Below are 24,654 nucleotides of genomic sequence, written 5' to 3'. Positions count from 1 at the left end.
GTCCATATTCATTGATAATTTTGTTTACCATCCACTTTTGTGCCATTTTTCTTTATACTGTCGCTCAGACAGGTAGGAAATTTGATCTATAGAGTGACTAGAATTTTTCTATATTATCAAACTCTTACCTGTTTTATTTCAGTATAATTTTTTGACTACCAAAAATCTAATGGCATCTCAAAAAGAGTATTTTAACTTCCATTTGAAGGCATCATTTAAAAGAACCTGACAAGTTGACCAAAGAGCTTTGGATACTCATCAGGTAAATATAAATAAAGTTCTGCCAATCTAGAGTCTAACCATATACTTATAGAGTCTTTATGCAACAAGGTGACTTTATAAGTAACTACTAGCTATGCTTATTGCTATAACAGCCAGAATACTAGGCTGGGATGGCTGCGGTTTTGTCTTCACGCTCCCATAAACGATGCGCTTGGATCGCTTTTTTGAAGTTATCCTGCACCGATTTAAATGAATCTGCTGTAAATAACGCAATATCTTTTTCAAGAAAGAGTCGTTTGAGCAAGACTTGTTTATCGCCTAATAGCACAATCGGTTTAAGATGTTTATAACTTTCTAACACATAATGTTTAGCTACACCATCGGAGAGGAAAGCATCTAGATTATCACCATCAATTACCACTACAGCATCAAAAGTGATCGATGGTTCACCATTTTGACGACCATCGACCTCAATCTCTTTGCCCTCTTTCGATTGAATTGGGGCAGAATTCGGCGCTAAAACCTTGATAATTACATTTTCACTTTCCGCCCACACCTTGATGGCCTCGACAGATTGAGCACTTGCTTTGTCATGTACCAACAGTGCCACTTTACGTTGTTTAATGTCGGGCGCAGGGAAAGCTTCAATACTCAGTTTTTTAGAGGTTTTAATTTTAGCAGCCGCTTTTTGAAGCGTAGATTTTTTTGGAACGGCTAAGCCTAATTCATTAGCGACAAATTTTGCTAAATCAAAATCGATATGAACCAAAATTGCATTGATCACACGTTCACAAATTTCTTGAGATTTTACTTTTGACAGTTCAAAAGCATACGCGTCTTTAATATGTTGCTGTTCGTGTTTAGCCAAGCTTTGATAATGCAAGGTTGCTTGCGAGAAATGATCTGCAAAGCTTTCTGGACGAACTCGGAGTTTACTGCCTTGGACTTTTTCTGGATGTGTTTTGAAAGCAGTCGCATCACTTTTTGCTTCTCGTGGCCAATTATTATCAAGCGTATTCGGCTCATAATTGGCTTTTCCAGGATGAATTTCATGGTTGGCATAACCACCGCGTCGGTTGGTGTGATATGGGCAAACAGGCTTATTAATTGGAATTTGATTGAAGTTTGCACCACCTAAACGATGCAAATGGGTATCGGTGTAGCTAAATAAGCGACCTTGAAGGAGCGGATCATTACTAAAATCAATCCCAGGCACAATATTGGCAGGGCTAAAAGCCACTTGTTCGGTTTCTGCAAAGAAATCATCAGTATATTTATTGATGACGATTTTACCCAATGGCGTGACGGGCACTAGTTCTTCAGGCACCAGTTTAGTTGGGTCTAACACATCAAAATCCCACTGGGCAGCTTCTTCTTCGGTAAAAATTTGCGCACCTAATTCCCACTCTGGATAATTGCCTTGTAAAATGGCATCTTCAAAATCTCGGCGGTGAAAATCTGGATCTTTACCATTGAGTTTTAACGCTTCATCCCACAACACTTGGGCAACGCCTTGTTTCGGTGTCCAGTGAAATTTAATCAAAAACGCGTCATTATTGGCATTAATGAATCTAAACGTATGCACACCAAAACCTTGAATACTTCTTAAATTACGTGGAATAGCACGATCTGACATCACCCAAGTGGTCATGTGGGCAGTTTCGGTGTTAAGCGAGATAAAATCCCAAAAACTGTCGTGAGCGGATTGCCCTGTTGGCACTTCATTGCCATTTTCAGGTTTCACAGCATGGACAAAATCTGGGAATTTAATGGCATCTTGAATAAAAAAGACAGGAATGTTATTTCCGACAATATCGTAATTGCCTTGTTGGGTATAAAATTTAATCGCAAAACCACGTACATCACGAACGACATCGGCCGAGCCACGGCCACCTTGAACGGTCGATATGCGAATAAACAACGGCGTGGTATTTTTCGTGTCGGTCAGGAAATGTGCTTTCGTCCACTTTTCATTGCCTTCATAGGCTTCAAAATAGCCATGTGCACCCAAACCACGGGCATGAACAACCCGTTCAGGAATACGTTCGCGGTCAAAGTGAATCATTTTATCTCGAAGCAAAAAATCCTCTAATAAGGTCGGGCCAGTCTCGCCCGCTTTTAAACTATTTTGATTATCAAGTACCTCTACACCAAAAGAAGAGGTCAATATCTGACCACCAGAAACAACGTGCGCTTCTTGTTCTAACTGATTGATTTTTTCGTTTTTTACTTTTTTGTTCATATCTGCCTCTATAATATTTAATATTTATGGGTTGGATAGTAGCGTTATTCATCTTACAGATCTCTTGTATAAAATGATAAATATAAATTGTTTATATTTTATACCATACTAGTATTAGGTAGATCAGTGGATTATTGATAATGAAATTATTATAATAATCATATAATTGCATAAATTTTTATAGCGAATCATGCCAATCAAGTACATTTCTTGGGCGAGTATTGAATGATATCACCACTTGATTTAAATATAGCTTCTATGACTTTTTCTTTAAAATCTTTTGAATATCCTATGTTTTTCATAGTATTGAATATTTAAGAACTTGGCTATAAATAAAAAAAGGGATTCAATTGAATCCCCTTTTCTAGTTTGAATGACTTATTTATCTAAAGCATAAGCAATCACATAATCACCATGATCTGGTGACTGGCGTGCACCGCCTGCAGAGATTAAGATATATTGTTTGCCTGTTTTTGGTGAAACATAGCTCATCGGTGTACCTTGGCTACCCACAGGTAAACGAGCTTTCCAGAGTTCTTTACCATTTGATGAGTCAAAGGCACGTAAGTAATAATCTTGCGTTGCTGCAAAGAAGACTAAACCACCTTGTGTTGCCATTGGACCACCAATGGTCGGCATCCCAATTGGTGCTTTTAAGCCCATCTTAATACCCATAGGACCTGTGTCTTGAATCGTTCCTAATGGTACTTGCCAAGCCACTTGACGCGTTTTCATATCAATCGCGGTCATCGTTCCAAATGGAGGCTTCTGACACGGAATGCCTAAAGCTGACATAAAACGGTTTTTATTAACTTTATACGGCGTACCTTTCATTGGTACAGCACCCATACCTGTATTGACTTTTTCACCGCCATTTGCCTGAATTTTAATATCTTCAGGTGTTTGTTTGATGAGCTGAATCCAAAGTCCTAGACGCATATCATTAACAAACATATAACGATGAGTCGGGTCAAAGGCAATTGAGCCCCAATTCATGCCACCTAACGAACCAGGGAAACTTAAAGAGACATCTGTTCCAGGGGCTGTATACAAACCATCGTAACGCATCGACTTAAAGCTAATACGACACATCAGCTGATCAAATGGTGTTGCACCCCACATATCAGACTCTTTCATGGTTTGGTTGCCAATTTGTGGCATTTCTACTGAACGCGGTTGTACTTTACTATATTGCTCAGTTGGAATATCTGCAACTTTAACCTGTTGGTCTACTACTTTGGTCAGCGGTTGACCCGTCACACGGTCTAATACATAGAATTGACCCGACTTGGTACCAATCACCACGGCAGGTTTAGTCGAACCATCTTTCATTGGGAAATCCACCAAGCTTGGTTGCATTGGTAAGTCAAAATCCCAAAGATCGTTATGTACAGTCTGATAAACCCATTTTTCTTTGCCTGTGGTCGCATCAAGTGCTAGAACAGAGGTATTATATTTATGATCTGCGGCAGTACGATTACCACCCCAAACATCCACTGATGAACTCCCCATCGGCAAAAATACGGTATTCATTTGTGGATCATACGACATTGCTGCCCATGAATTGGTCGAACTACGCTTATACGTTTCGCCTGCTTTTAACACATGGTTTGGATTTGGATTACGTGGATCGAATGCCCAACGTAATTTACCTGTAATTACATCATAGGCGCGAATTACACCACCTGGCATATCTGCCGCGACGTTATCTGCAATACGACTACCCACAACAATCGTTGTTCCAGCAATGGTTGGTGCTGACGTTACTTCAAAGCGCGGTGCTTTCGTGCCTTCGCCCAATCCTTCATGCAAATTGACCGTACCATCGACACCAAAGTCTTTACAACGTGCGCCAGTATCTGCATTCACTGCAATCAGTCGACCATCAACTGTATTGGTATAAACACGTCTTGGGCAAACAGTATTACTGGCAACAGCCGTAACAGGGGTTGCACCTTTTAAGGTTGGCTGAACGATGGCTTTGGTTGAATCAAAATACGCTACACCACGACAACGTTCCCATGCATCGGCTGTTGAGTTGACGTCTGCTTTCCAAATTTGTTTGCCTGTATCTGCATCTACAGCAATCATATTGTTATGTGGCGTACATAAGAAGACTTTGCTTCCAATTTGTAATGGTGTGCTTTGATCTTCCGCACCATTCCCCGTACCTGTGGTCAAATCACCTGTACGGAAACGCCAAACTTCTTTCAATTTCGTTACGTTGTTACGGTTAATCTGATCAAGTGCGGCAAAGCGACTACCACCGCTATCGTTACCATAATGTTCCCAATTGACCTGTTTTTTAGCAGGATCAACAGGGACAAGAGGCAACTCTTCACCAGATGCTTGTACTGTTGCATGTGGAATAAACATGCCATACAAACCACCGAACATACCTAAGATGGTTAAACCACCAATAATATAAGCAGGTGCGGTAATTGGGTTTTGATTTTGGTATTTACGCATTGCAGGTAAGGTCAATATCAATGCCGCAAATAATCCTGCTGGAAACATTAAACGTGAATGCAATGGCCAGAATTCAAAACCAGCATCAATCAACGCCCAAATGATAGTACCGACAAAAGCAACACTATACAGCCATACCCCCGCTGCTTTTTTCTTGAAAATAAAAAAAGCCGAGGCAAGCATCATTAAACCTGTAATCAGGAAGTACCAAGATCCGCCTAAACTAATCAGTTTCCCACCACCAATAGCATAAAATGCACCGCTAATGAGTAAGGCCAAACCAAGAATAAAACACCATATTTTCAATATGATGTGCGATTTTTTTTGAGGGTCAGACATTCATCTTTCTCCACCCATAGGAATGATTATCGTGACAGTTTGTTCTGCACCATAATCATTACGTAAAAACACATTCAGCCAAAGCTGTGTTAGCAACTTTAGCTGTTCGAATTAAACTGATAATGAATTCACTCTATTGCTGATATTTAAAGCAATAAAATGAAATCTTCTATGATTTTAGAAATTTACACGCATCGATAAACCTGCAACCCATGCATTATCTACTTCTTTAACCCCAGCAGGATGATGAATATATTGCAGATTTGGGCGCAACATCACGGCTGGTGACCACTGATAGCTGTAATTCAGCTCAAGGTTTAACTCATCACGCTGAATCGGTACATAATTTGACGCGACAGCATCGTATTCGGTATAGCCACGGCTGATATTGGTGGCAATTTGACGATCTCGTACACGCTTATTCACCACATAATTGGCAATACCTAAGCCAATGGAATCATTTGGACGCTGATCAAAAGCACCTTTATACCACAATGCCAATTGCTGAGTACTTTGTACCATGGTGGTGGCTTTGTCATTTACCACTACATTTAAACTTGCAAAGAGACCACGCTTAGCATCGCCTTCATGTTCGGTCAGTTGCTGTTGAGTATTCAACCAGAAACTATGCTTACCGTCATGAACTTTAGCCGTTGTTGCAACATCACTCGCATCAGCAGTGGAATATAATGCCCCCACTTTGTACTCGCCTGCTAAACCATTGAACAGTGCAAGTTTTGGTTTCCATGCCAACTCTACAGGAATAGTTGCACCTTTAACATTATTCATATCCAGATTAAAACCATCACGATTTGATTGGATTTTCACATTATCTGGATTCACCTCATACACACCTAAGCCCAGTGTCCACTCAGGTGCAATGCGATATTTGACATTCGCCCCCCAAATCCCCACAGGACTGTTGTACCAAATTGAACCAATCGATTTGCCCAGTTGTCCACCACACAACAGTAAATTTTGGAATTCACATTGTGAACTGTTAAAATCCTCAGACATGCCCATACGACCAATTTTGAGTTGCAGCGTATTGTCATTCAAACCTGTTTTAATCCACGCCTGACTTAAACGCCAAATTTTGCCACGGCCATAAATCTCTTGTGCATTACTTAATGTGGTTGATCGTGGGTCTTTAATCGTTTCATTAGTTAATGCATTTCCATCACGTTTGGTGATCATGAGCGATGCTGTGGTGTCTTGCCAACCTGCTATTTTACTTAAATCGAAAGTTGCACCTAAAGTCAACTGCCCTGCATTTTCAACTGTATGACTGTCATTATAGCCACCACTTAAGTTAGTTGCTGCCTGACTCATAATAGACGCGTTAAATTTATAGCCTTGCTGCTCTAATTGCTGACGCTCTCCGCCCCAATCGCCCAATAACCATTGACGATCTTGCGACCAAAAATCATTTGCCAGTGTAATTTGGCTGGTTAAAATTGCGGTCGATAAAAGACCTAATTTAAAAAGATGTTGCATATTTCATTCCTTTTCCATTTCATCAGCATAGAAATTTATTCAATTTAATCAAATCTATGCTAATGAATATCGCTATTATCTCATTTTTATTGCAGAACTTAATGCTGATGTAGCACCTAAATAATCCGTTACATGAGCAGTAAACGATGCCATTCGCACTTTAGGTGTCCAATTTGCTTTTGCATTCCCCTGTGCATCAGTGACCACAACCAAGGTATCTAAATATTGCTCGGCTTCAGAAGAAGATGCTTGGTGATTTCCAAAGAATTCCACTTGATAGCGCTGATTTGCGAATCCATGCACTTCAACGGTAATTTGTGTGTGATTCAGCGTTAATTTTGGTGGCTGTATTCCCTGATTAGGCACCGCATTACAGCTTTGTTGATTCGGCTGAGTACATGTTTTTTGTAGTTTATTTGGCTCGATGACGACACCGCCACCACGAGATCCGACAAAGCCTTCATGCTCAAGTCCAGGTACACCGAATACAATTGCGCCTAGGTGTTGATTTGGTGCACACGTTCCCCCCGCCTCACAACGCTTAATATCTTTACCGTTGTCCCAAATTTGGTTTTTAGTGAGGGTAATACGTGCATTGGCATCTTTTTCTGAACGAATCGCAATGCCAATACGGTTTCCATGCACTTTATTGCTATCAAAAATATTGCCATCGCCCGTCAAGTTAAGACCTAATGAATTATTACTTAATTCGTTATAGGCAATGTAATTACGTTTACCCCAGTTAATCTGTAAACCATCTGAATAGTTTTCAAATTTATTTCCAACCACTGCATTGTCATTTCCCCATAAAATTTCAATGCCTTGTGAAGGCTCTGGGTTCGCTTTGGTATTGGTAAACACATTATTCGCCACTAAGTTAAAAGCCGCGCCTCGTGTTAATTCAAGTCCATCACCGTTATCCTGAAAAACATTATCGAGTACTTTGTTGTTATTGGTGGTGGTTGACGTTGGATTACCTTTACCATCATCACCTGTAATCATAATGCCTGAACCACCATAATTATTGGTAATTCGGTTATGTTGAATCAGGTTATTGCTGGAACGATTGACCAATACACCAATACAAAAACGGTGTATATCTAGACCTTTAAGTGTAACGCCATTCACATCCTGTAAGACTAAACCGGGTAAAGTCATGGTGCGTACATTGGTGCCATACGTGCCTTCAACAGCCCCAGGACAAGCTTTTTCGCCTTCACCTTTAATATAATTTGAACCATCAATGGTAATGAATTCGCCAGTTTTATCCCATTGTGTGCCTATAATTTTGACAGCAGATTTAATTGGAGGTAAAGGCTGATCTACTTTGATGACGTAGGGTGCTTTTCCGACTGCCTGAATTAAAATTTCATTCGCTTGCGCGGTATTCGCATTTGATTGTTCAATCGCCCAACGTAATGTTCCTTTATTACTATCATCCTGATAACGATCAACAATATAGGTTTCTGCTGCGGCAAAACTAGACGTAACGATGCTAAGCGTCAATAAAGAGAGGCGTAAAGAGGTTAATTTCATGACATATTCCTTTGTCGATGTATTAAGGGGTGGGTTGTACAGTTTGTAATAATTTTTTTAGGTCGGTCACATCAATTTGACCAGGTGCAGAAGCTTCACCAATCATACCAAAGCTTAAACTTCCTCCTGTATTGGCAATTGCAATACGAGAAATTGTGCCTAAGCGCCCCATTGACATAGTCAACAGAGGCTTTTGACTCTGCTCGCTCACCTTTAAGGTGGCATTCATTAAGGTAAATACATCCTGTTTTGATTTAGGCATCACCGCAATTTTGAGAATATCTGCTCCCATTTGGTCTTGTTTGAGTAATCGACTCACAATTTCTTGTTCACTTGGCGTTTTATCAAAGTCGTGATTTGACATCACCACCAATACCTTTTTTTGATGTGCTAAACGCGTCAGGTCTGCAACCACTTGAGGATCACGCATCATTTCAATATCAATCAGTTGCATAAATGGTTGTTTTAAATAAGCACGATAGATAGCCGCATACTCAGCATCTGTTACCTTTAATTTACCGCCTTCATTGGCTGTGCGAATGGTTGCAAGCAGTGGTTTATCTTTTAAAATTTGATTAAGTTCTTGCCCTAATGCGATCACTTGTTTGCTATCACTGGCAAAATCGAGTAAATCAATTCGAAATTCTGCTAAATCTGCATTTTTGTTAGCCGCAATAATTTTAGCTTGAGCAATCGCTTGTTCTTTGGTTTTAGCAGTAATCGGCACAATGGTTTTAACAGGTAATTCACCAATATTGAGATTTTTCACCTGATATGATGCTTTGACTGTCGTTTGTACCTGTTCCGTTGCATAACTATTTGAGACGCTCACAATCGGCATCAGCAAAGCAGCACTCAAGTACATACTTTTTGAAATTTTATTCATTCTCATTTTTACATTTCCTTGTAAAGTTAATCAGTTGCATGTCTTTCACATGCAACTTTTCCAACATCGTTTAGATATCAAAAAATACCGTTTCGTCCTCACCTTGCACACGAATATCAAATCGATATACGATCTCTCCGTCGCGTTGTTCTCGTTTGGCGATCAGCGTTTGCCGACGCACCGCCCATTCAATACTATTTAATACTGGGTCTTTGCCATTCGCTTCAGCTTCATCCTCAAAATAAACACGGGTATTTAGACCAATATTGATGCCACGGGCAAAAATAATCAGGGCAATATGTGGCGCTTGTGTTGAACCTTTACGCCCTGCAACTGCTCCGGGTTTGATGGTATCAAAATGCCAAAATCCAGTATTAAAGTCTGCCCCCGTGCGCCCCCATCCTAAAAAATGTGGATCGGCAGTTTTATCTTGCGTATCGGCTTGGCTTGGATATGCACCATCGGCATCGGCTTGCCAAATTTCAACCAATACATCACGTAATGGCAAACCTAAACCATCAAACACCTGACCTTCTAAGCGAATACGCTCGCCTTGAGTATGTGGTTGAACTAAATTATTGTCATAGTTATGTTCAAACACATCGATATTGGCTTGTTGAGGCAATAAACCAATATGCACATATGGCCCGCCTGTTTGCGATGGGGTTTCTTTAAGTTCCTGAAAATTCCAACCGTTCATGATTGACTCCATCGATTAAGTTAAATCATTTTCGAAGTAGGTCGCACGACGACCACGTAAGGTAATATCAAAACGATAACAACGGCTATCTGCTTCAATAAAATTGCTCTTATCTTCCAAGGCAATCAGCGCACGACGTTGTTGTTCCGATGGAATGGTTTTTAAAATTGGGCAAGAATCAATTAAGGTATCGCCTTCAAAATAAAATTGCGAAATGAGACGCTGTGCCCAACCATCAGCAATTAATGAAAAATGAATATGTGCAGGTCGCCATTCATTAATTCGGTTACGCCAAGGATAAGGTCCCGGCTTAATCGTACGAAAAACATAATAACCATTACTGTCGGTGAGCATACGTCCACAGCCACCAAAATTAGGATCCATTGCCCCAATATATTGATCGTTTGGATGGCGATAACGACCTGATGCATTGGCTTGCCAAACTTCCATCAAGGCATTTTTGACAGGACGACCAAATTGATCACGTACATAACCATGTACAATCACGCGTTCACCAACCGGTAAACCATCTTTGGCAAAATTCAAAATCAAATCGTTGTCTTTTGCACCCAATTGCTCGGCACTAAAATGAGGAGCTGTCACTTCTGTTAAGGTTTCTGCAATCGAAATGAGTGCATTTTTAGGTGAACGTAACACACTGGTTTTATACCCCGGTGCATACGCTGGTGGATGATCTTCAGTATTACGCTGTGCATAACTGCCTAATATCAACTGCGACATATCTTTATTCCTTTAAATTCACTGATCCTGATTGATCTTTTCAGGGGCAATGCCTAGATCTTGAAATACTTCTTCCGCCATATGCATCGCAGCATTGGCAGCAGGTAAACCTGCATAAAGTGAACAATGTAAAATCAACTCTTTCAGTTCATCTTTACTCACGCCATTATTAAAACAAGCCCGTAAATGCATGCGTAATTCGGCTTCTCGCCCTAAACCCAACAAAATTGCAATCGTCACAAGACTGCGGGTGTGGCGTGGCAAGCCCGGACGTGACCACACTTCGCCCCATGCAAAACGGCTAATAAAATTTTGAAAATCATCATTAAAATCATTTAAGTTTTCCAGTGACCGATGAACATGCGCTTCACCTAAAACCTCACTACGAACTTGAATACCTTGCTGATAACGCTGTTCATCATTCATCGCTTTATCCTCTTTGTTGGGTTAGCTTGCATCTGTATGTGCAACAACAGATTTCACAAAAATAGCAATCGCTGCGGCAGAGGCAGGAATAATCAACATGCTTAAAATCATGCTAAATGACCAACCGTTGCCCAAAAGTACTGCACCAATCCACGCGCCAAAAACTGCACCAAAACGACCAATTCCTGACATCCACGCCACACCTGTTGCACGGCATTGGGTTGGATAAAAGCGCGCGCTGAGTACAGGCATTGAAGACTGTGCGCCATTGACTGCAATTCCTGCACATAAAATAAAGAATGCCAATAGCGTTGGATTCGATAGACTTTGCCCAACAATTACGGCAAAAATCCCTGCGGCAAAATAAAAGCCTGCAATAATACGGTTAGGATTAAAACGATCCATCGACCAGCCAATAAACAATGCACTCAGCACACCACCGAATTGGAATAATCCCCCAATAAACGCAGCACGTTGCATGGTTGCACCTGTTTCACGCATTAACGTCGGTAACCAACTGGTGAGCAGGTAAATCATAACCAAGCCCATAAAATAAGTGAGCCATAGCAAAACTGTACCTTTGGCATATTTAGCCGAAAACAACATACCAAAAACATTATGTTTTTTTGCAAGCTCTACATTTTCTTGTGGTACATGAAAGCTTGTGACATCACGGACTTGATCAGGGACGATGCGTTGCAAAATTCGTTTTATTTTTTCAACCGGCTGATTTTTAACAATCAAGAAACGATAGGATTCGGGCAATGCAAAAATCACAAACAGCATGAGCACCAATGGAGCCCAACCCCCTAATAAAAATAAGCTATGCCAGCCAAAAGCAGGAATCAACCAACTACTAATGAAACCACCAATGGCCATGCCTAAGTTATAACCACAAAACATACAGGTCACGAGCAATGAACGAATTCGTGCGGGACAATATTCAGAAAATAATGTCGTCGCATTTGGCATCGCAGCACCTAAACCAATGCCTGTTAAAAAACGAAATATGACCAAACTATCTAAATTGTTTGAATAGGCACAGGCTAAGGTAAAGCCACCAAAAATAAGCATCGAAGTTGCTAAAACAATTTTGCGTCCAAAACGGTCTGCTGTTGGACCAGAAACCAATGCGCCAATAATCATGCCACCTAAAGCCGCACTCATGACTGGACCTAACTGCGAACGATCAAGCCCCCAATCCTGAGCCAAAGCGGGGGCAATAAAACCCATAGCAGCAGTATCAATGCCATCCACAAAAACAATTAAGAAACAGATAATTGCGATTAACCATTGATATTTACTTAAAGGCGCATCATTAATGAGTGCTTGCGCATCTAAACTATTATTTTGAGTAGCGTAATCCTGAGTCGCCATCATTGCCTCCTTGGGCTTAAAGTCCTTTTTACACTCTAAATCATTGAGTATATTGAATAAATTTTATCAATTTTTGACTAAATTCATCTGCTTGTTCGATATTCGACAGATGTGATGCATCCAACACCACCAATTGACTTCCTGCAATTTTCTGTTGCATAAATTCCGCATCTGCCACTGTTGTGACAGGGTCTGCACTGCCCGCAATCATCAGGGTCGCAATGGCAATGTCCGCAATTTGTTCACGCAAATCTGCGGTTGCCAAAGCACGACAGGCATTGGCATAACCTTGTGCTTGCGTATCGGCTAAACTTTGAATGGTTTGCTGTGCCAAGGCATTATGTTGATAATCAAATGCGTCACTAAACCAGCGTGTATGTGTCGATGTGACCAAATCAGCTAAGCCATTGGCTTCAACACTGGCTGCACGGGCATTCCAACCCTCAGACGTCCATATTTTTGCGGCTGAATTCGCCACCGTAATACTCTTAAAACGACTCGGCTGATAAATGCCTAACCATAGTGCGATCATCCCACCCATCGAAATACCACAAAAATGGGCTTTTTCAATATCAAGTGCATCTAAGATATCGATGACATCTTCACCTAAATTTTGCAATGTAGATGAACTGATGACATCACTTTGACCATGACCACGGCTGTCATAGGTCACCACTTTGTAGTGTGCTTCTAATGCTTTCACTTGCAATTGCCACATTTGATGATCTGTACCCAACGAATTGGAGAACATCACCACAGGCGCATCGGATTGACCGTACACCTGCACCGCCAACATTTTTCCCTGTCGATTTTTTACCATAATAGGATTTATATTCACGTTGCCACTCCTTGTGCATCCTGCAATACGGCATCAATTTGATCTTGAATATTGCCTAAATAACGTTCAGGCTTAAAAATATCGTCCAATTGCGTTGCCGTGAAATGCTGATTCACTGCATCGACTCGCGCAATGATGTCTTTTAAATGTCGCTGTTCTGCGACTGCTTTTTGACAGGCGGCTTCAACCACATGATGTGCATTGAGTCGACCCAAATGTGGTGCTAAAGCCATCATCACCGCTTCCGCCATGATCAGCCCGTGAGTGCAATCAATATTCGCTTGCATGTTTTTGGCATTGACTTGCATGCCTTGCAATACATCCAAAGTCCGTTCTAAAGCACCTGATGTCAGCTGAAAAATTTCAGGCAAAGACAACCATTCTGCATGCCAACCGCCCAAACCGCGTTCATGTTCTTGCACCATGCTTTGATACATGCTCGACATCAATACAGGCACACGGTTGGCGGCTGCCAATATCGAAGCCGCTGCCACAGGATTACGTTTATGTGGCATGGTCGATGAGCCACCACGCCCTTGAGCAGTGGGCTCAAATACTTCAGCAATCTCGGTTTGCATCAGCAATGACCAATCACGTGCCATTTTGCCGACATTGCCTGTGATTAATGCCAAAACACTGGCAATTTCGACAATACGATCACGCTCACCGTGCCATGTACACGATGCATAGCCGAGATTTAATTGTTGCGCATAAGCATGTAGCACTACTGTGCCTTGGTCTTGTAAGGATGCCAATGAACCAACTGCACCACCCAACTGTGCCACCAAAACACGCGTTTGCATGGCATCCATACGGGCTAAATCGCGCTGAAAAACACCTGCCCAACGCGCTAACTTGTGCCCAAAAGTAATCGGTAAGGCTTGTTGCAACCATGTGCGCCCCATCATGACTTGATCACGATGTTTCTGCGCCTGTTGCAACGCCGTTGCATAACAGGCTTGCACTTGCTGTTGCACAATTTTCAGTGCATCACGACATTGCAACATACAGGCAGTATCTAAAATGTCTTGACTGGTTGCACCCCAATGTACATAGCGTGCGGCATCAGCATCAACATTTTTGACCATTGCCGTGAGTTGTTTAACAAAGGGAATCGCAATATTACCCGCCAAACCTGTGGCGATGACCAATGCATCAATATCCAATTGCGCTAATGCGGTGTGTGCTGTTTGCGCAATACAATCGGCAGCAGCTTGTGGAACAATTCCGATACTGGCTTGAGCTTGCGCCAAAGCCACTTCAGCCTCTAGCATATAAGACAGCAAGGCACGATCGCTGAAAATTTCCGTCACGTCCTTTTGGTAAAACAGGCTGGCATAAAGCTGGCTCATCATGTTCCCCTATTGGCTCACTCGCTCAATAATGAGCGCAATTCCTTGACCAACACCAATGCACATTGAACACAGTGCATATTTGCCCCCTGTTTGTTCCAATTGGTTGAGTGCGGTGGTGACCAAACGTGCGCCCGATGCACCTAAAGGATGACCTAATGCAATCGCCCCACCATTTGGATTAACTCGAGCATCATCATCGGCTAAACCTAGATCACGCGTACACGCCAAAGCTTGTGCTGCAAAAGCTTCGTTGAGTTCGATTACATCGATTTGATCAAGCGTCATGTTGGCTTGTTTAAGTAATTTTTGAATTGCAGGTGCAGGTGCAAAGCCCATAATTCGCGGTTCAATTCCCACTGTGGTCGATGCAATAATTTTGGCACGTGGCGTTAAGTTGTATTGTGCAATCGCGTCATCAGATGCAATTAATAAAGCAGCCGCACCATCGTTAATGCCTGACGCATTGCCTGCGGTGACTGTACCTTCAGGCTGTACCACACCTTTGAGTTTGGCTAATGCTGCTAATGTGGTTGATGCGCGTGGATGCTCATCTGTATCAATCACAATGGCATCGCCTTTGCGCTGTGGAATGATCACAGGCGTAATTTCTTTGGCAAAATAACCGTTTGCCTGTGCGACCGCAGTACGTTGCTGGCTGTTGTACGCAAATTGGTCTTGATCTTCACGATTGATATGAAACTGTGCCGCCACGTTTTCAGCAGTTTGTGGCATAGTGTCTACACCATACATGGCTTTAAGTTTTGGATTAATAAAACGCCAACCCATCGTGGTATCTTCAATTTTTTGGCTACGACCAAAGACACCTTCGGACTTCCCCATCACATAGGGCGCACGGCTCATGCTTTCAACCCCACCTGCGATGATTAAATGTGCTTCACCTGCTTTAATCGCACGTGCGGCCAGTGCAACCGCATCAAGCGATGAACCACATAAACGATTCACTGTGGTTGCAGGCACTTCTACGGGTAGTCCTGCCAATAATGCCGACATCCGTGCGACATTACGATTGTCTTCACCTGCCTGATTGGCACAACCATAAATCACATCATCGACTTGTGACCAATCTACTGTTGGCTGACGTTCAATTAATGCAGCAATGGGTACTGCACCTAAATCATCTGCACGGACAGGGGCAAGTCCACCCGCATAACGTCCAAATGGGGTACGAATGGCATCAATGATATAAGCATTTTTCATTGTAAGTTCTATCCTTTTAAGCTTTGGTACTTTTACGACTATTCATGCTTCTTTCATTTTAGGAGAGAAGCTGAGAAGTTTTATCCCTGTGTCGCATCAATTAATGCTGCACCTGTCAAACGTTGTAATTCTGCAAAGCTTAAACCGTCCACTTTTTCAGTGACTTTTAAACCTTCTGGGGTGACCTCAATAATGCATAAATCGGTATAAATACGATCGACACATTTTTGACCTGTTGCAGGGTAAGTGAGTTCTGCAACGATTTTCGGTTCACCTGTTTTGGTGACATGATCGGTGGTGACAAAAACTTTTTTAGCGCCCACAGCTAAATCCATAGCACCGCCAACCGAAGGAATCGCATCAGGCGCACCCGTATGCCAATTGGCTAAATCACCATTGGCTGCAATTTGAAAAGCACCCAAAACACAAATATCCAAATGTCCACCACGCATCATGGCAAAGGAATCACCATGATGAAAGAAACAACCACCTTCTAACATGGTGACAAATTCTTTACCTGCATTAATCAGTTCAGGGTCTTCTTCACCCGCTACAGGCGGTGGACCAAATGCCAATAAACCATTTTCTGAATGTAAAAAAATCTCTTTGTCACTGGGTAAATAACTGGCAATTTTGGTTGGTAATCCAATGCCTAAATTCACATAAGCACCTTCGGGAATATCTTGGGCAACACGTTTGGCAATTTGGTCGCGGCTTAGTTTTTGATAGCTCATATATATTCCTTAAACCTTAACCACGTGTTGAACAAAAATCCCTGCGGTCACCACATGTTCTGGATCAAGCTCACCCAACCCAACCACTTCAGACACTTGTGCAATGGTAACACTGGCTGCCATTGCCATAATTGGTCCAAAGTTGCGCGCCGATTTGCGGTAAACCAAATTTCCCCAACGATCGCCTTTATGCGCTTTAATTAAAGCAAAGTCGGCTTTAATTGGATGTTCAAGCACGTAATCTTTGCCTTCGTAATTTAAGGTCGGCTTAGCTTCTGCCAACAATGTTCCAAAACCTGTTGGGGTATAGATGGGTCCTAAACCCATACCAGCAGCTTGAATACGGCAAGCCAAGTTACCTTGTGGAACAATTTCCAGTTCAATTTTGCCTGCACGATATAACGCATCAAACACATAAGAGTCTGCTTGACGTGGGAAAGAACAGATAATTTTTTTGACTGCACCTGTTTGAAGAAGTTTTGCCAAACCATAATCGCCATTGCCTGCATTATTACTGACAATAGTTAAGTCCTTACGACCCAATTCAATTAAACCATCAATCAATTCTGCAGGTTGACCTGCTGTGCCGAAACCACCAATTAAAATGGTTGCTCCATCTTGAATGTGGGAAAGCGCTTCCGTAAGGGTCGCTGCACTTTTATCTATCATTCAGATAACTCCAATGTGCACATTTAGCAAATTTAATAAAAATGAAATTTATAAGGCATAAGAAATCGAATTTAAATCAATGAAATACTATTCCTTAGCTATTCAGTATGAATTCCTTTATACGACCATTTTTTATAAATTTAACTTTTAATTCTAGTGGGCTTTTAGCTATTTTGTTCGATATTTAAAGTATTAATTCGATTATCGAACAAAATATGCCACAATGCGATCTCCTATTTAGCAAGATACGGCTCTCTTTTGTAAGCACTTTGGATATCAATATATGGACGAGAAAATGTCACGACAAAATCATATGCTCTACAACAGCAATAACAAAAAGTATATTCGGCACGAAGATTTTATTGCAGGCATCAGTAAAGGCATGGCAATTTTGGATAGTTTTGGTACAGATCGACAGCGCTTAAATATTAGTACTGCTGCTGAAAAAACAGGAATGACACGCGCAGCCGCAAGGCGTCATTTATTGACTTTAGAATACTTAGGCTATTTAGAGTCAGATGGACACTTTTTTTATTTATCACCTAAAGTATTAAAATTTTCAGGCTCTTATCTTGGTGGTGCTCAGCTCCCAAAAATTTCTCAGCCTTTACTCAATTTATTGACCACACAAACCTCACTGATCTATTCAGTCATGGTTCTCGATGGCTATGAAGCGATTACGATTGCCCGAAGTGCTGCACATCAACAAACAGATCGCGTTAATCCGTATGGCTTACATTTAGGTAATCGCTTGCCCGCACATGCCACATCAGCAGGTAAAATTTTATTGGCATATTTGGATACGGTTACACAGCAAGAATGGCTAGATCAATATCCTTTACAACGTTTGACTAAGTATACGCATACCGATAATTTAATTTTTCTAGACTTACTATCGGCAATTAAAGAACAAGACTGGTGTTATTCAAGTGAAGAACATGAGTTGGGTGTACATGCACTCGCTGTTCCTATTTATGGACAACAATCACGTGTTGTGGCAGCACTTAATATTGTGTCGCCAACGATGCGAACCACAAAGGAATATTTAGTTCAGCATATTTTGCCTTTACTACAACAAACGGCACGAGAATTAAGAAATACTCTATAGTTGAATATCATCATATTTGTCACAATGGTTTTAAATAAATCAGAAACTATTCCAACCCAAATGAAGAATAGGAAAGCCTTGAGATTGCTATGCCTGTAAACCTCCGCTGAATCCTATTTGAATTAAAGTAGGGTTCCACTTATGTATCAGTAACACTTGGAGATAGCTGAGTTCTTAAATATTCGATACAAATTAAGCATATGTTACACGAAAATCTTTTTAAAGCCTTTGATTTAGTCTTCTTTTATATCAACAATAGATTCGTCTAATGCCAGCATACTTTTTGAAACACGACCCTTATTTTTATATACCTTATTCTTATTCAATTAATGCCGCTATTGTTTTCCACAATACTTGTTTGCGAATAGGTTGCTGTAACATTTCGGTTAAGCTTGGTAAAATTTCAATTGGACGCATAATGCGAATTGGAAAATTTCCTAAACAAAAAAGTGGTTTATCTGTAGCAATTACATCAAAGAAACCATGTATATAATCTTGTGCTGAATTACCATCTTGTAAATCAAATAGCGGAAAAGGCCATTGTAAATCAGCTTCAACTAGATTCAGGTTAGTTTGTATATTTTTCCATAAATTTTGACATTCCGGTGGCAATTGCTGTTGTTCTACTAACACCACAAAATGTGTATTAATGAGTGCATATATACGAAACTCTGTAATTTGTAGCGGTACAGACTCAGTTACAGCGTGTGTAATGCTACTTGAAGCAACTTCAATAAACGTATCATCAATTGACGTTTGAGTTTTTTCTATGATCGGAAATGATTTAGACTGAATCTCAGTTAATGGCTGCTCGAGCTGAAATTCAATTTTAAGGGCTGGCAAATCCTCGTTTTGATCACGCCAAATTGAATTGACTGAAATTGAACGTGCAACAAGCTGACGTGGTGCCCAAAGCCCCACTCCCATACTGGTCAGCAATTGTTGTCGATGTTCAATCATGTTTATCTTCAAAAATTTTAAGGATGGCTAGTTTAGGCATTTTTGGGCGTGAAGGATAGTCATCCTGCCGATTTGCTACACAATCATGATGCTATTTTTTTTCAAAATATGACTCACTATTTCTTCCGATTCAAAGCCTAACCGCCAATACAGCAATTGCAACACATCTAGCTCATCTTGGGTAATCACTCGATCATGCCATAAACACTGCTCTGCGAGTCCTAATATTTTTAACCGATCACGCAGCAACAAGCCAGAAATATCTTGAACAATTTCACCCAAATCAATTGGTTCATCTGCAACATCTTGATCATAATCGTGATGTTCTTTGCCAATTAAGGCAACAAGCAATTTTTCACGCACTTCTAATTGATTGCTACTATTTATTTGCTGCACATGCAATAACGCATCCATTAAACGCATCGCCTCAGGTAAAACTTCGTCATATGCAGTCGGCATTCGCTCTGGCAATAGGTTTAACTGATATTTCACTCGCTCTAACAACAATGCATCAAGCAAACCAATTTCGCCATCCGCCTGCACAATCAGTGCAAGCTTGGTTAAAAATTGCCGTGCGAAACTGGCAGGCATCGTATGGATATTATCACAAGCATCATAAAAAATTTGCACATGCTGACGACCATCAATCGTTAATAAAGCATCGACTAATGCCTTACTCACAGCCGCATTTTTCGGAATATATTCACGATATTGGCGAATCATTAAAATTGCAACTAAAACCTCTCTTGAGCCTGTTGCCGTTTGTAATGCCCGATTAATTTGATCGGGTCGTGCCATTTGCGCTCGAATTTCAGGATTTAACGGTTTGATGGCGTCTTTCATCGAAAAACTAATTGGAGAAAGGCGGAGCAAAGGCAATGGCTGTGGTGCTGACCAACTTAAATTAATTTCCGGACTGGTATCATCAAAAGGCATAAACAAGCTTGACCACGGCTGTGTCCGCAGTTTATTTAGATTTTCAAGCTGTAAATCTTCCAACACACTTGGGTCAAGTTCATAAATACGACGCTCGCTACTCGGATGAATATTCAACCAGCTTTGTGGGCTTAATGAGTTGGCAAAACACATGTGAGAAATCGATTCTGAATATGGACTATGAATTTGTGAACCCGCATGGTGCACATAAATTCGTAATAAGGTTTGAATATTCGCATCATTGCCAATCATGGTATGGGTCAAACCATCATTTTTAAACGTACGCCCCGATAACGTGATAAATTTAATCAGACGTGAAATGAGTAAACCCATACTGCCCATCAACCAAATAATGCCACCAAGCGCGACTAAAATGGTTTCAAATTTATTCTGTTTTTGCTGTTGATAAGGCTTAAACCCAAGCCGAGCAACATTACTACCCAATTGATTAAATGTAGTTAAACTACTAAATAAAATTTTAAGACGAGTATTTTGTTGTGTCTCACCACTTAAAATTTGATAAAACGCATAGCTAAATAAACCATATAATTCTAATTCATCAAGGTTCTGTAGTGCACCCCACGTAATGATAATCACCGTATCACTGGCATGCACACCAGCAGTTAGGGCATTTACCCCGACTTCATCTGGTAAGACATATAAACTTGGCGTTTTAAGCTGAAATTGCTCGGCGAATTTTTCAATAATATGAATGGCAGTAATTTCTTCAGGCGTGCTTTCTAAAGCATTGACATAACGCGCACGTAATTGTTTAGCGAGAGAGTGCCCGCCTTCACGAAATACATAAACTTCGTATAAGACAGAACTTAGCATAACGCCTGAAATGACCAACAACACAGCAGGACTATAACGATAGCCAAAAACAGACTGTTCAGGGTCAATATAATGCGCAAGTAAGCCAAACGATAAATTTAAGACAATTAAGGTAATTAAAATTGCCAAAATACAAATTGCTGTTGGCCAGAATAGATTTTTCTGGTGCTGTGAAGAAAATGTATTGACTGCCAACTTAAAACACCCTCACGCACGTTAAAACACATTTATTTTAAAATAAAAAAGCGGGAAGTTCCCGCTTTTTATCATCACTTAAAGATGAATCACATTCCAGTTAAATCAACTGAAGCGGCATCAACATTTACATCAATATAACCATCTTTCGATTTTTTGGCTAAATCACTGCGACTACGTTGCAAGTCATCTAAATATTGTTCGCTAATATCGCCTGTCACATAAACACCGTCAAACACTGAACAATCAAATTCAGCTACTTCTGGTACTTTTGGAATACGAATCGCTTCTTTTAAATCTTCTAAGTCTTGAAAAATTAAACGATCTGCACCAATAATGTCACGAATTTCATCTACATTGCGACCTGATGCAATCAGCTCCGTTTTTGCAGGCATATCAATTCCGTAAACGTTTGGATATTTCACCATTGGCGCAGCCGATGCAAAAAATACTTTTTTCGCGCCTGCATCACGTGCCATTTGAATAATTTCGTTACAGGTCGTACCACGTACGATTGAATCATCGACAAGCAAGACATTTTTGTCTTTAAATTCAAGCTCAACAGGGTTTAGCTTTTGACGCACTGACTTCTTGCGTTGTTGCTGACCTGGCATAATGAAGGTACGCCCAATGTAACGGTTTTTCATGAATCCTTCACGGAATTTCACACCCAACACATTGGCAAGCTCTAAAGCCGAAGTACGACTGGTGTCTGGAATTGGAATCACCACGTCAATATCGTGTGCATCGCCCCATTCTGCCAAAATACGATTGGCCAGTTTTTCACCCATTTTTAAACGGGCTTTATAGACCGAAATTCCATCAATAGTCGCATCGGGACGGGCAAAATACACATACTCAAAAATACATGGGAAATATTTTGGGTCAGTTGCACATTGCTTAGAGAATAATTCACCTTCAGCATTAATATAAATCGCTTCGCCTGGTGCAATATCACGTTCAACTTTAAAGCCAAGTGCAGTAATGGCAACTGATTCGGACGCAATAATATATTCTTTTTGCCCTTGGTCATTTTCACGTGAACCATAAATCAGTGGACGAATTCCGTTTGGATCACGAAAACCCACCAAACCTTGGCCTGTTACCATCGCCACGACACCATAAGCCCCGCGGCAACGCTGATGAACACGATGCACCGCATAGAAAATATCTTCAGCGGTTGGATGCAAGGTTCTTAATTTTTGTAATTCATGCGCAAAAACGTTTAATAACACTTCTGAATCAGAATCGGTATTCATGTGGCGTAAATCTGTTTCGAACAGATCTTGGCGAATTTCATCGGCATTGGTTAAGTTACCATTATGTGCCAAGGTAATCCCGTAAGGTGAGTTCACATAAAATGGCTGTGCTTCTGCACTGCTTGATGACCCTGCCGTTGGGTAACGAACATGTCCAATACCATAGTTACCTTGCAAAGCGCGCATATGGCGCGTATGGAACACATCACGAACCAAACCGTTATCTTTGCGTAAGAACAGACGACCATTATCGCAAGTCACAATCCCTGCTGCATCTTGTCCACGATGTTGCAACATCGTCAAAGCATCAAATAACAATTGGTTAACTGGCGCCTTACCAGCAATTCCAACAACACCACACATAGCAACCTCGCAAACACGCTTGGATTAATTAAAAGGGTTTTCTGCTGAATGACCCGATTGATGTTTTGTTGTCACCGCCTGTTCAGACGGACGATCAACCGTAGAAACTTCATCTTGCGATTCATTTTGGTTCAAATGCTCAATTGTATCACTTGCAATTTCTTTTGAGGCTTCGGCTGCCAGTGGTGCATATGGCAGCAAGGTTTGCACCATTTTTGACTGCTTCCAAAATTGTGCGGTTTGCACCCACGGCTCAATGCCTTGCATAGTAATAAGTACAATCAGTAAGCTTTTTAATGAACCAAAAATACCACCTGCCAATCGATTCACTGGCCCAAGCTTGAGTGAACTCAGCAATTTATTACAAATTGCCGAAATCAACCAAGTAAACACCACCACAATTAAAACAATAAATGCAAAAGCGGCAATTTTTTGCACCACTGCATCATGACTGAGTCCTGTCATAAATGGTGCTAAGTCATTGGTATAACGCGCACCTAAAATTAGTGCACACACCCAACCAATCAGGTTTGCTAAGGATTTGATTAGCCCTTGGCGTAAACCGCCTAGCCCACCCACAATAAGCACAATGACGAGAACAAGATCAATCACATTCATTTTATGCTATTTGCATCGCCTTTACACTGTCCTGAATCAGCTTTGGGCCTGTGTAAATTAAACCACTATATAATTGCACCAAGGCTGCACCTGCCTGTTGCTTAATATGTGCTTGTTCACCCGATAAAATTCCACCTACACCAATCAATGGAATCTGATTTTTTAATACTGCGGCAAAACTCTTTAAACAAGTCGTGCTTTTATCAAACACAGGTGCGCCAGATAAACCGCCCGCTTCCTTAGCAAATGGTAGGTTTTCAACCCCATCGCGTGACAGCGTGGTATTGGTCACAATTAAACCATCTACTTTATAAGTCAACAACTGCTTAGCAATAAACGCAATATCATCGGTACTTAAATCAGGGGCAACTTTTAACACCAATGGCACATAATGACCAAATTCTTCGGCAAGTTCTGCTTGGCGATTTTTTAAAGTTTCAAGAAGTTGGGTTAAGGCTTCGCCGCTTTGTAAACTGCGTAGATTTTTGGTATTTGGAGAGGAGATATTGACTGTAACGTAAGAGGCGTAATTATAAACTTTTTCAAGACAGATCAAATAATCATCTACAGCATTTTCAACGGGCGTATCGGCATTCTTTCCAATATTAATGCCCAGTACACCTTTATAATTGGCGGCTTTGACATTTTCGACTAATTTGTCTACCCCGTCATTATTAAAGCCCATACGGTTAATAATCGCTTTGGCTTTGGGTAGTCTAAATAATCGTGGCTGTGGATTACCTGCTTGCGGACGTGGTGTCACAGTTCCAATTTCAATAAAGCCAAAACCGAGCGCAGCTAAGGCATCGATATGGTCGCCATTTTTATCTAGGCCGGCAGCTAAACCCACAGGGTTTGGAAACTCAATGCCCATACAGGTCACAGGTTTTGAAATAAACGGCGCTTTCACCAGTCCAATTTTATAACCGGTATTTAACCAAGACAATGTAAGTTCATGCGCACGCTCTGGTGCTAAAGAAAACAACAAAGGGCGAGCCAGAGAATACATCATAACGTCATCAAGTCTGTAGATTTGAATTTGGCTTATTATAGGCATGACAACGAAAAAACACCATGCTCTACAACGCTTTATTTATACGTTTCGTAACAAAGCTGTTGCTAATTCATTCAA

The 24,654-nt window shown here is 41.1% G+C and carries 20 protein-coding genes and 1 pseudogene; 1 reads left to right on the top strand and 20 read right to left on the bottom strand.

Annotated elements, in window-relative coordinates; genetic code table 11:
- Positions 1-11: 11 nt before the first annotated feature.
- The 15 genes and pseudogenes from FXN70_RS01475 to FXN70_RS01405 form a co-directional block, all read right to left on the bottom strand.
- Positions 12-86 (bottom strand): annotated as a pseudogene (locus FXN70_RS01475) (transposase-like zinc-binding domain-containing protein); the annotation flags it as partial.
- Positions 87-382: 296 nt separating this feature from the next.
- Positions 383-2,464 (bottom strand): catalase, encoded by a 2,082-nt coding sequence (locus tag FXN70_RS01470; protein WP_324645639.1) that lies wholly within the window; start codon positions 2,462-2,464, stop codon positions 383-385.
- Positions 2,465-2,842: 378 nt separating this feature from the next.
- Positions 2,843-5,272, bottom strand: coding sequence for a glucose/quinate/shikimate family membrane-bound PQQ-dependent dehydrogenase (locus FXN70_RS01465; protein ID WP_324645638.1), 2,430 nt, complete (start codon positions 5,270-5,272; stop codon positions 2,843-2,845).
- 177 nt (positions 5,273-5,449) lie between these two features.
- Positions 5,450-6,769, bottom strand: a complete 1,320-nt coding sequence (locus FXN70_RS01460; RefSeq protein WP_324645637.1) for a carbohydrate porin — start codon at positions 6,767-6,769, stop codon at positions 5,450-5,452.
- 75 nt (positions 6,770-6,844) lie between these two features.
- Positions 6,845-8,305, bottom strand: coding sequence for a right-handed parallel beta-helix repeat-containing protein (locus tag FXN70_RS01455; protein ID WP_324645636.1), 1,461 nt, complete (start codon positions 8,303-8,305; stop codon positions 6,845-6,847).
- A gap of 22 nt (positions 8,306-8,327) precedes the next feature.
- Positions 8,328-9,146 carry a type I 3-dehydroquinate dehydratase gene (aroD, locus tag FXN70_RS01450; protein WP_420714357.1) on the bottom strand — a complete coding sequence of 273 codons (819 nt, stop codon included), beginning with the start codon at positions 9,144-9,146 and terminating at the stop codon, positions 8,328-8,330.
- Positions 9,147-9,261: 115 nt separating this feature from the next.
- On the bottom strand, positions 9,262-9,891 hold the full coding sequence (gene pcaG, locus FXN70_RS01445; protein ID WP_324645635.1) for a protocatechuate 3,4-dioxygenase subunit alpha: 630 nt from the start codon (positions 9,889-9,891) through the stop codon (positions 9,262-9,264).
- Positions 9,892-9,906: 15 nt separating this feature from the next.
- Complete coding sequence (gene pcaH / locus FXN70_RS01440; RefSeq protein ID WP_324645634.1) at positions 9,907-10,632, bottom strand: protocatechuate 3,4-dioxygenase subunit beta; 726 nt, start codon at positions 10,630-10,632, stop codon at positions 9,907-9,909.
- A gap of 18 nt (positions 10,633-10,650) precedes the next feature.
- Entirely contained in the window at positions 10,651-11,058 is a 408-nt protein-coding gene (pcaC, locus tag FXN70_RS01435; RefSeq protein ID WP_324645633.1) for a 4-carboxymuconolactone decarboxylase, read from the bottom strand.
- A gap of 21 nt (positions 11,059-11,079) precedes the next feature.
- Positions 11,080-12,435 (bottom strand): MFS transporter, encoded by a 1,356-nt coding sequence (locus tag FXN70_RS01430; RefSeq protein ID WP_324646048.1) that lies wholly within the window; start codon positions 12,433-12,435, stop codon positions 11,080-11,082.
- Between the two features lie 40 nt (positions 12,436-12,475).
- Positions 12,476-13,255, bottom strand: coding sequence for a 3-oxoadipate enol-lactonase (gene pcaD, locus FXN70_RS01425; protein ID WP_324646047.1), 780 nt, complete (start codon positions 13,253-13,255; stop codon positions 12,476-12,478).
- A 14-nt stretch (positions 13,256-13,269) separates the two neighbouring features.
- Positions 13,270-14,625 carry a 3-carboxy-cis,cis-muconate cycloisomerase gene (gene pcaB, locus FXN70_RS01420; RefSeq protein ID WP_324645632.1) on the bottom strand — a complete coding sequence of 452 codons (1,356 nt, stop codon included), beginning with the start codon at positions 14,623-14,625 and terminating at the stop codon, positions 13,270-13,272.
- Positions 14,626-14,634: 9 nt separating this feature from the next.
- The gene (gene pcaF / locus FXN70_RS01415; RefSeq protein ID WP_324645631.1) at positions 14,635-15,846 is read right to left on the bottom strand and encodes a 3-oxoadipyl-CoA thiolase; all 1,212 of its coding nucleotides are present in this window, start codon (positions 15,844-15,846) and stop codon (positions 14,635-14,637) included.
- A gap of 80 nt (positions 15,847-15,926) precedes the next feature.
- Complete coding sequence (locus FXN70_RS01410) at positions 15,927-16,580, bottom strand: 3-oxoacid CoA-transferase subunit B (RefSeq protein ID WP_324645630.1); 654 nt, start codon at positions 16,578-16,580, stop codon at positions 15,927-15,929.
- Positions 16,581-16,589: 9 nt separating this feature from the next.
- Positions 16,590-17,249 (bottom strand): 3-oxoacid CoA-transferase subunit A, encoded by a 660-nt coding sequence (locus FXN70_RS01405; RefSeq protein WP_324645629.1) that lies wholly within the window; start codon positions 17,247-17,249, stop codon positions 16,590-16,592.
- 295 nt (positions 17,250-17,544) lie between these two features.
- Between FXN70_RS01405 and pcaU the strand changes: the two genes are divergently transcribed.
- Positions 17,545-18,357 carry an IclR family transcriptional regulator PcaU gene (pcaU, locus tag FXN70_RS01400; protein ID WP_324645628.1) on the top strand — a complete coding sequence of 271 codons (813 nt, stop codon included), beginning with the start codon at positions 17,545-17,547 and terminating at the stop codon, positions 18,355-18,357.
- A 318-nt stretch (positions 18,358-18,675) separates the two neighbouring features.
- Here pcaU and FXN70_RS01395 read toward each other — a convergent pair whose 3' ends face one another.
- From FXN70_RS01395 to FXN70_RS01375, 5 genes are all read right to left on the bottom strand, one after another.
- On the bottom strand, positions 18,676-19,317 hold the full coding sequence (locus FXN70_RS01395) for a hypothetical protein (RefSeq protein WP_324645627.1): 642 nt from the start codon (positions 19,315-19,317) through the stop codon (positions 18,676-18,678).
- A gap of 75 nt (positions 19,318-19,392) precedes the next feature.
- Positions 19,393-21,282, bottom strand: a complete 1,890-nt coding sequence (locus tag FXN70_RS01390) for a peptidase M48 (RefSeq protein WP_324645626.1) — start codon at positions 21,280-21,282, stop codon at positions 19,393-19,395.
- A gap of 89 nt (positions 21,283-21,371) precedes the next feature.
- Positions 21,372-22,904 (bottom strand): amidophosphoribosyltransferase, encoded by a 1,533-nt coding sequence (gene purF / locus FXN70_RS01385; RefSeq protein WP_324645625.1) that lies wholly within the window; start codon positions 22,902-22,904, stop codon positions 21,372-21,374.
- A 24-nt stretch (positions 22,905-22,928) separates the two neighbouring features.
- Entirely contained in the window at positions 22,929-23,522 is a 594-nt protein-coding gene (locus FXN70_RS01380; RefSeq protein WP_324645624.1) for a CvpA family protein, read from the bottom strand.
- A 1-nt stretch (position 23,523) separates the two neighbouring features.
- A complete protein-coding gene (locus FXN70_RS01375; RefSeq protein ID WP_324645623.1) occupies positions 23,524-24,534 on the bottom strand; it encodes a quinone-dependent dihydroorotate dehydrogenase in 1,011 nt (336 codons plus the stop codon).
- Between the last annotated feature and the right edge of the window lie 120 nt (positions 24,535-24,654).

It is taken from the genome of Acinetobacter sp. MD2, from assembly GCF_035615575.1.
GTDB lineage: Bacteria > Pseudomonadota > Gammaproteobacteria > Pseudomonadales > Moraxellaceae > Acinetobacter.
The sequence above is the reverse complement of the archived record's forward strand: the minus strand, read 5'-3'. Positions and strand labels throughout refer to the sequence as shown.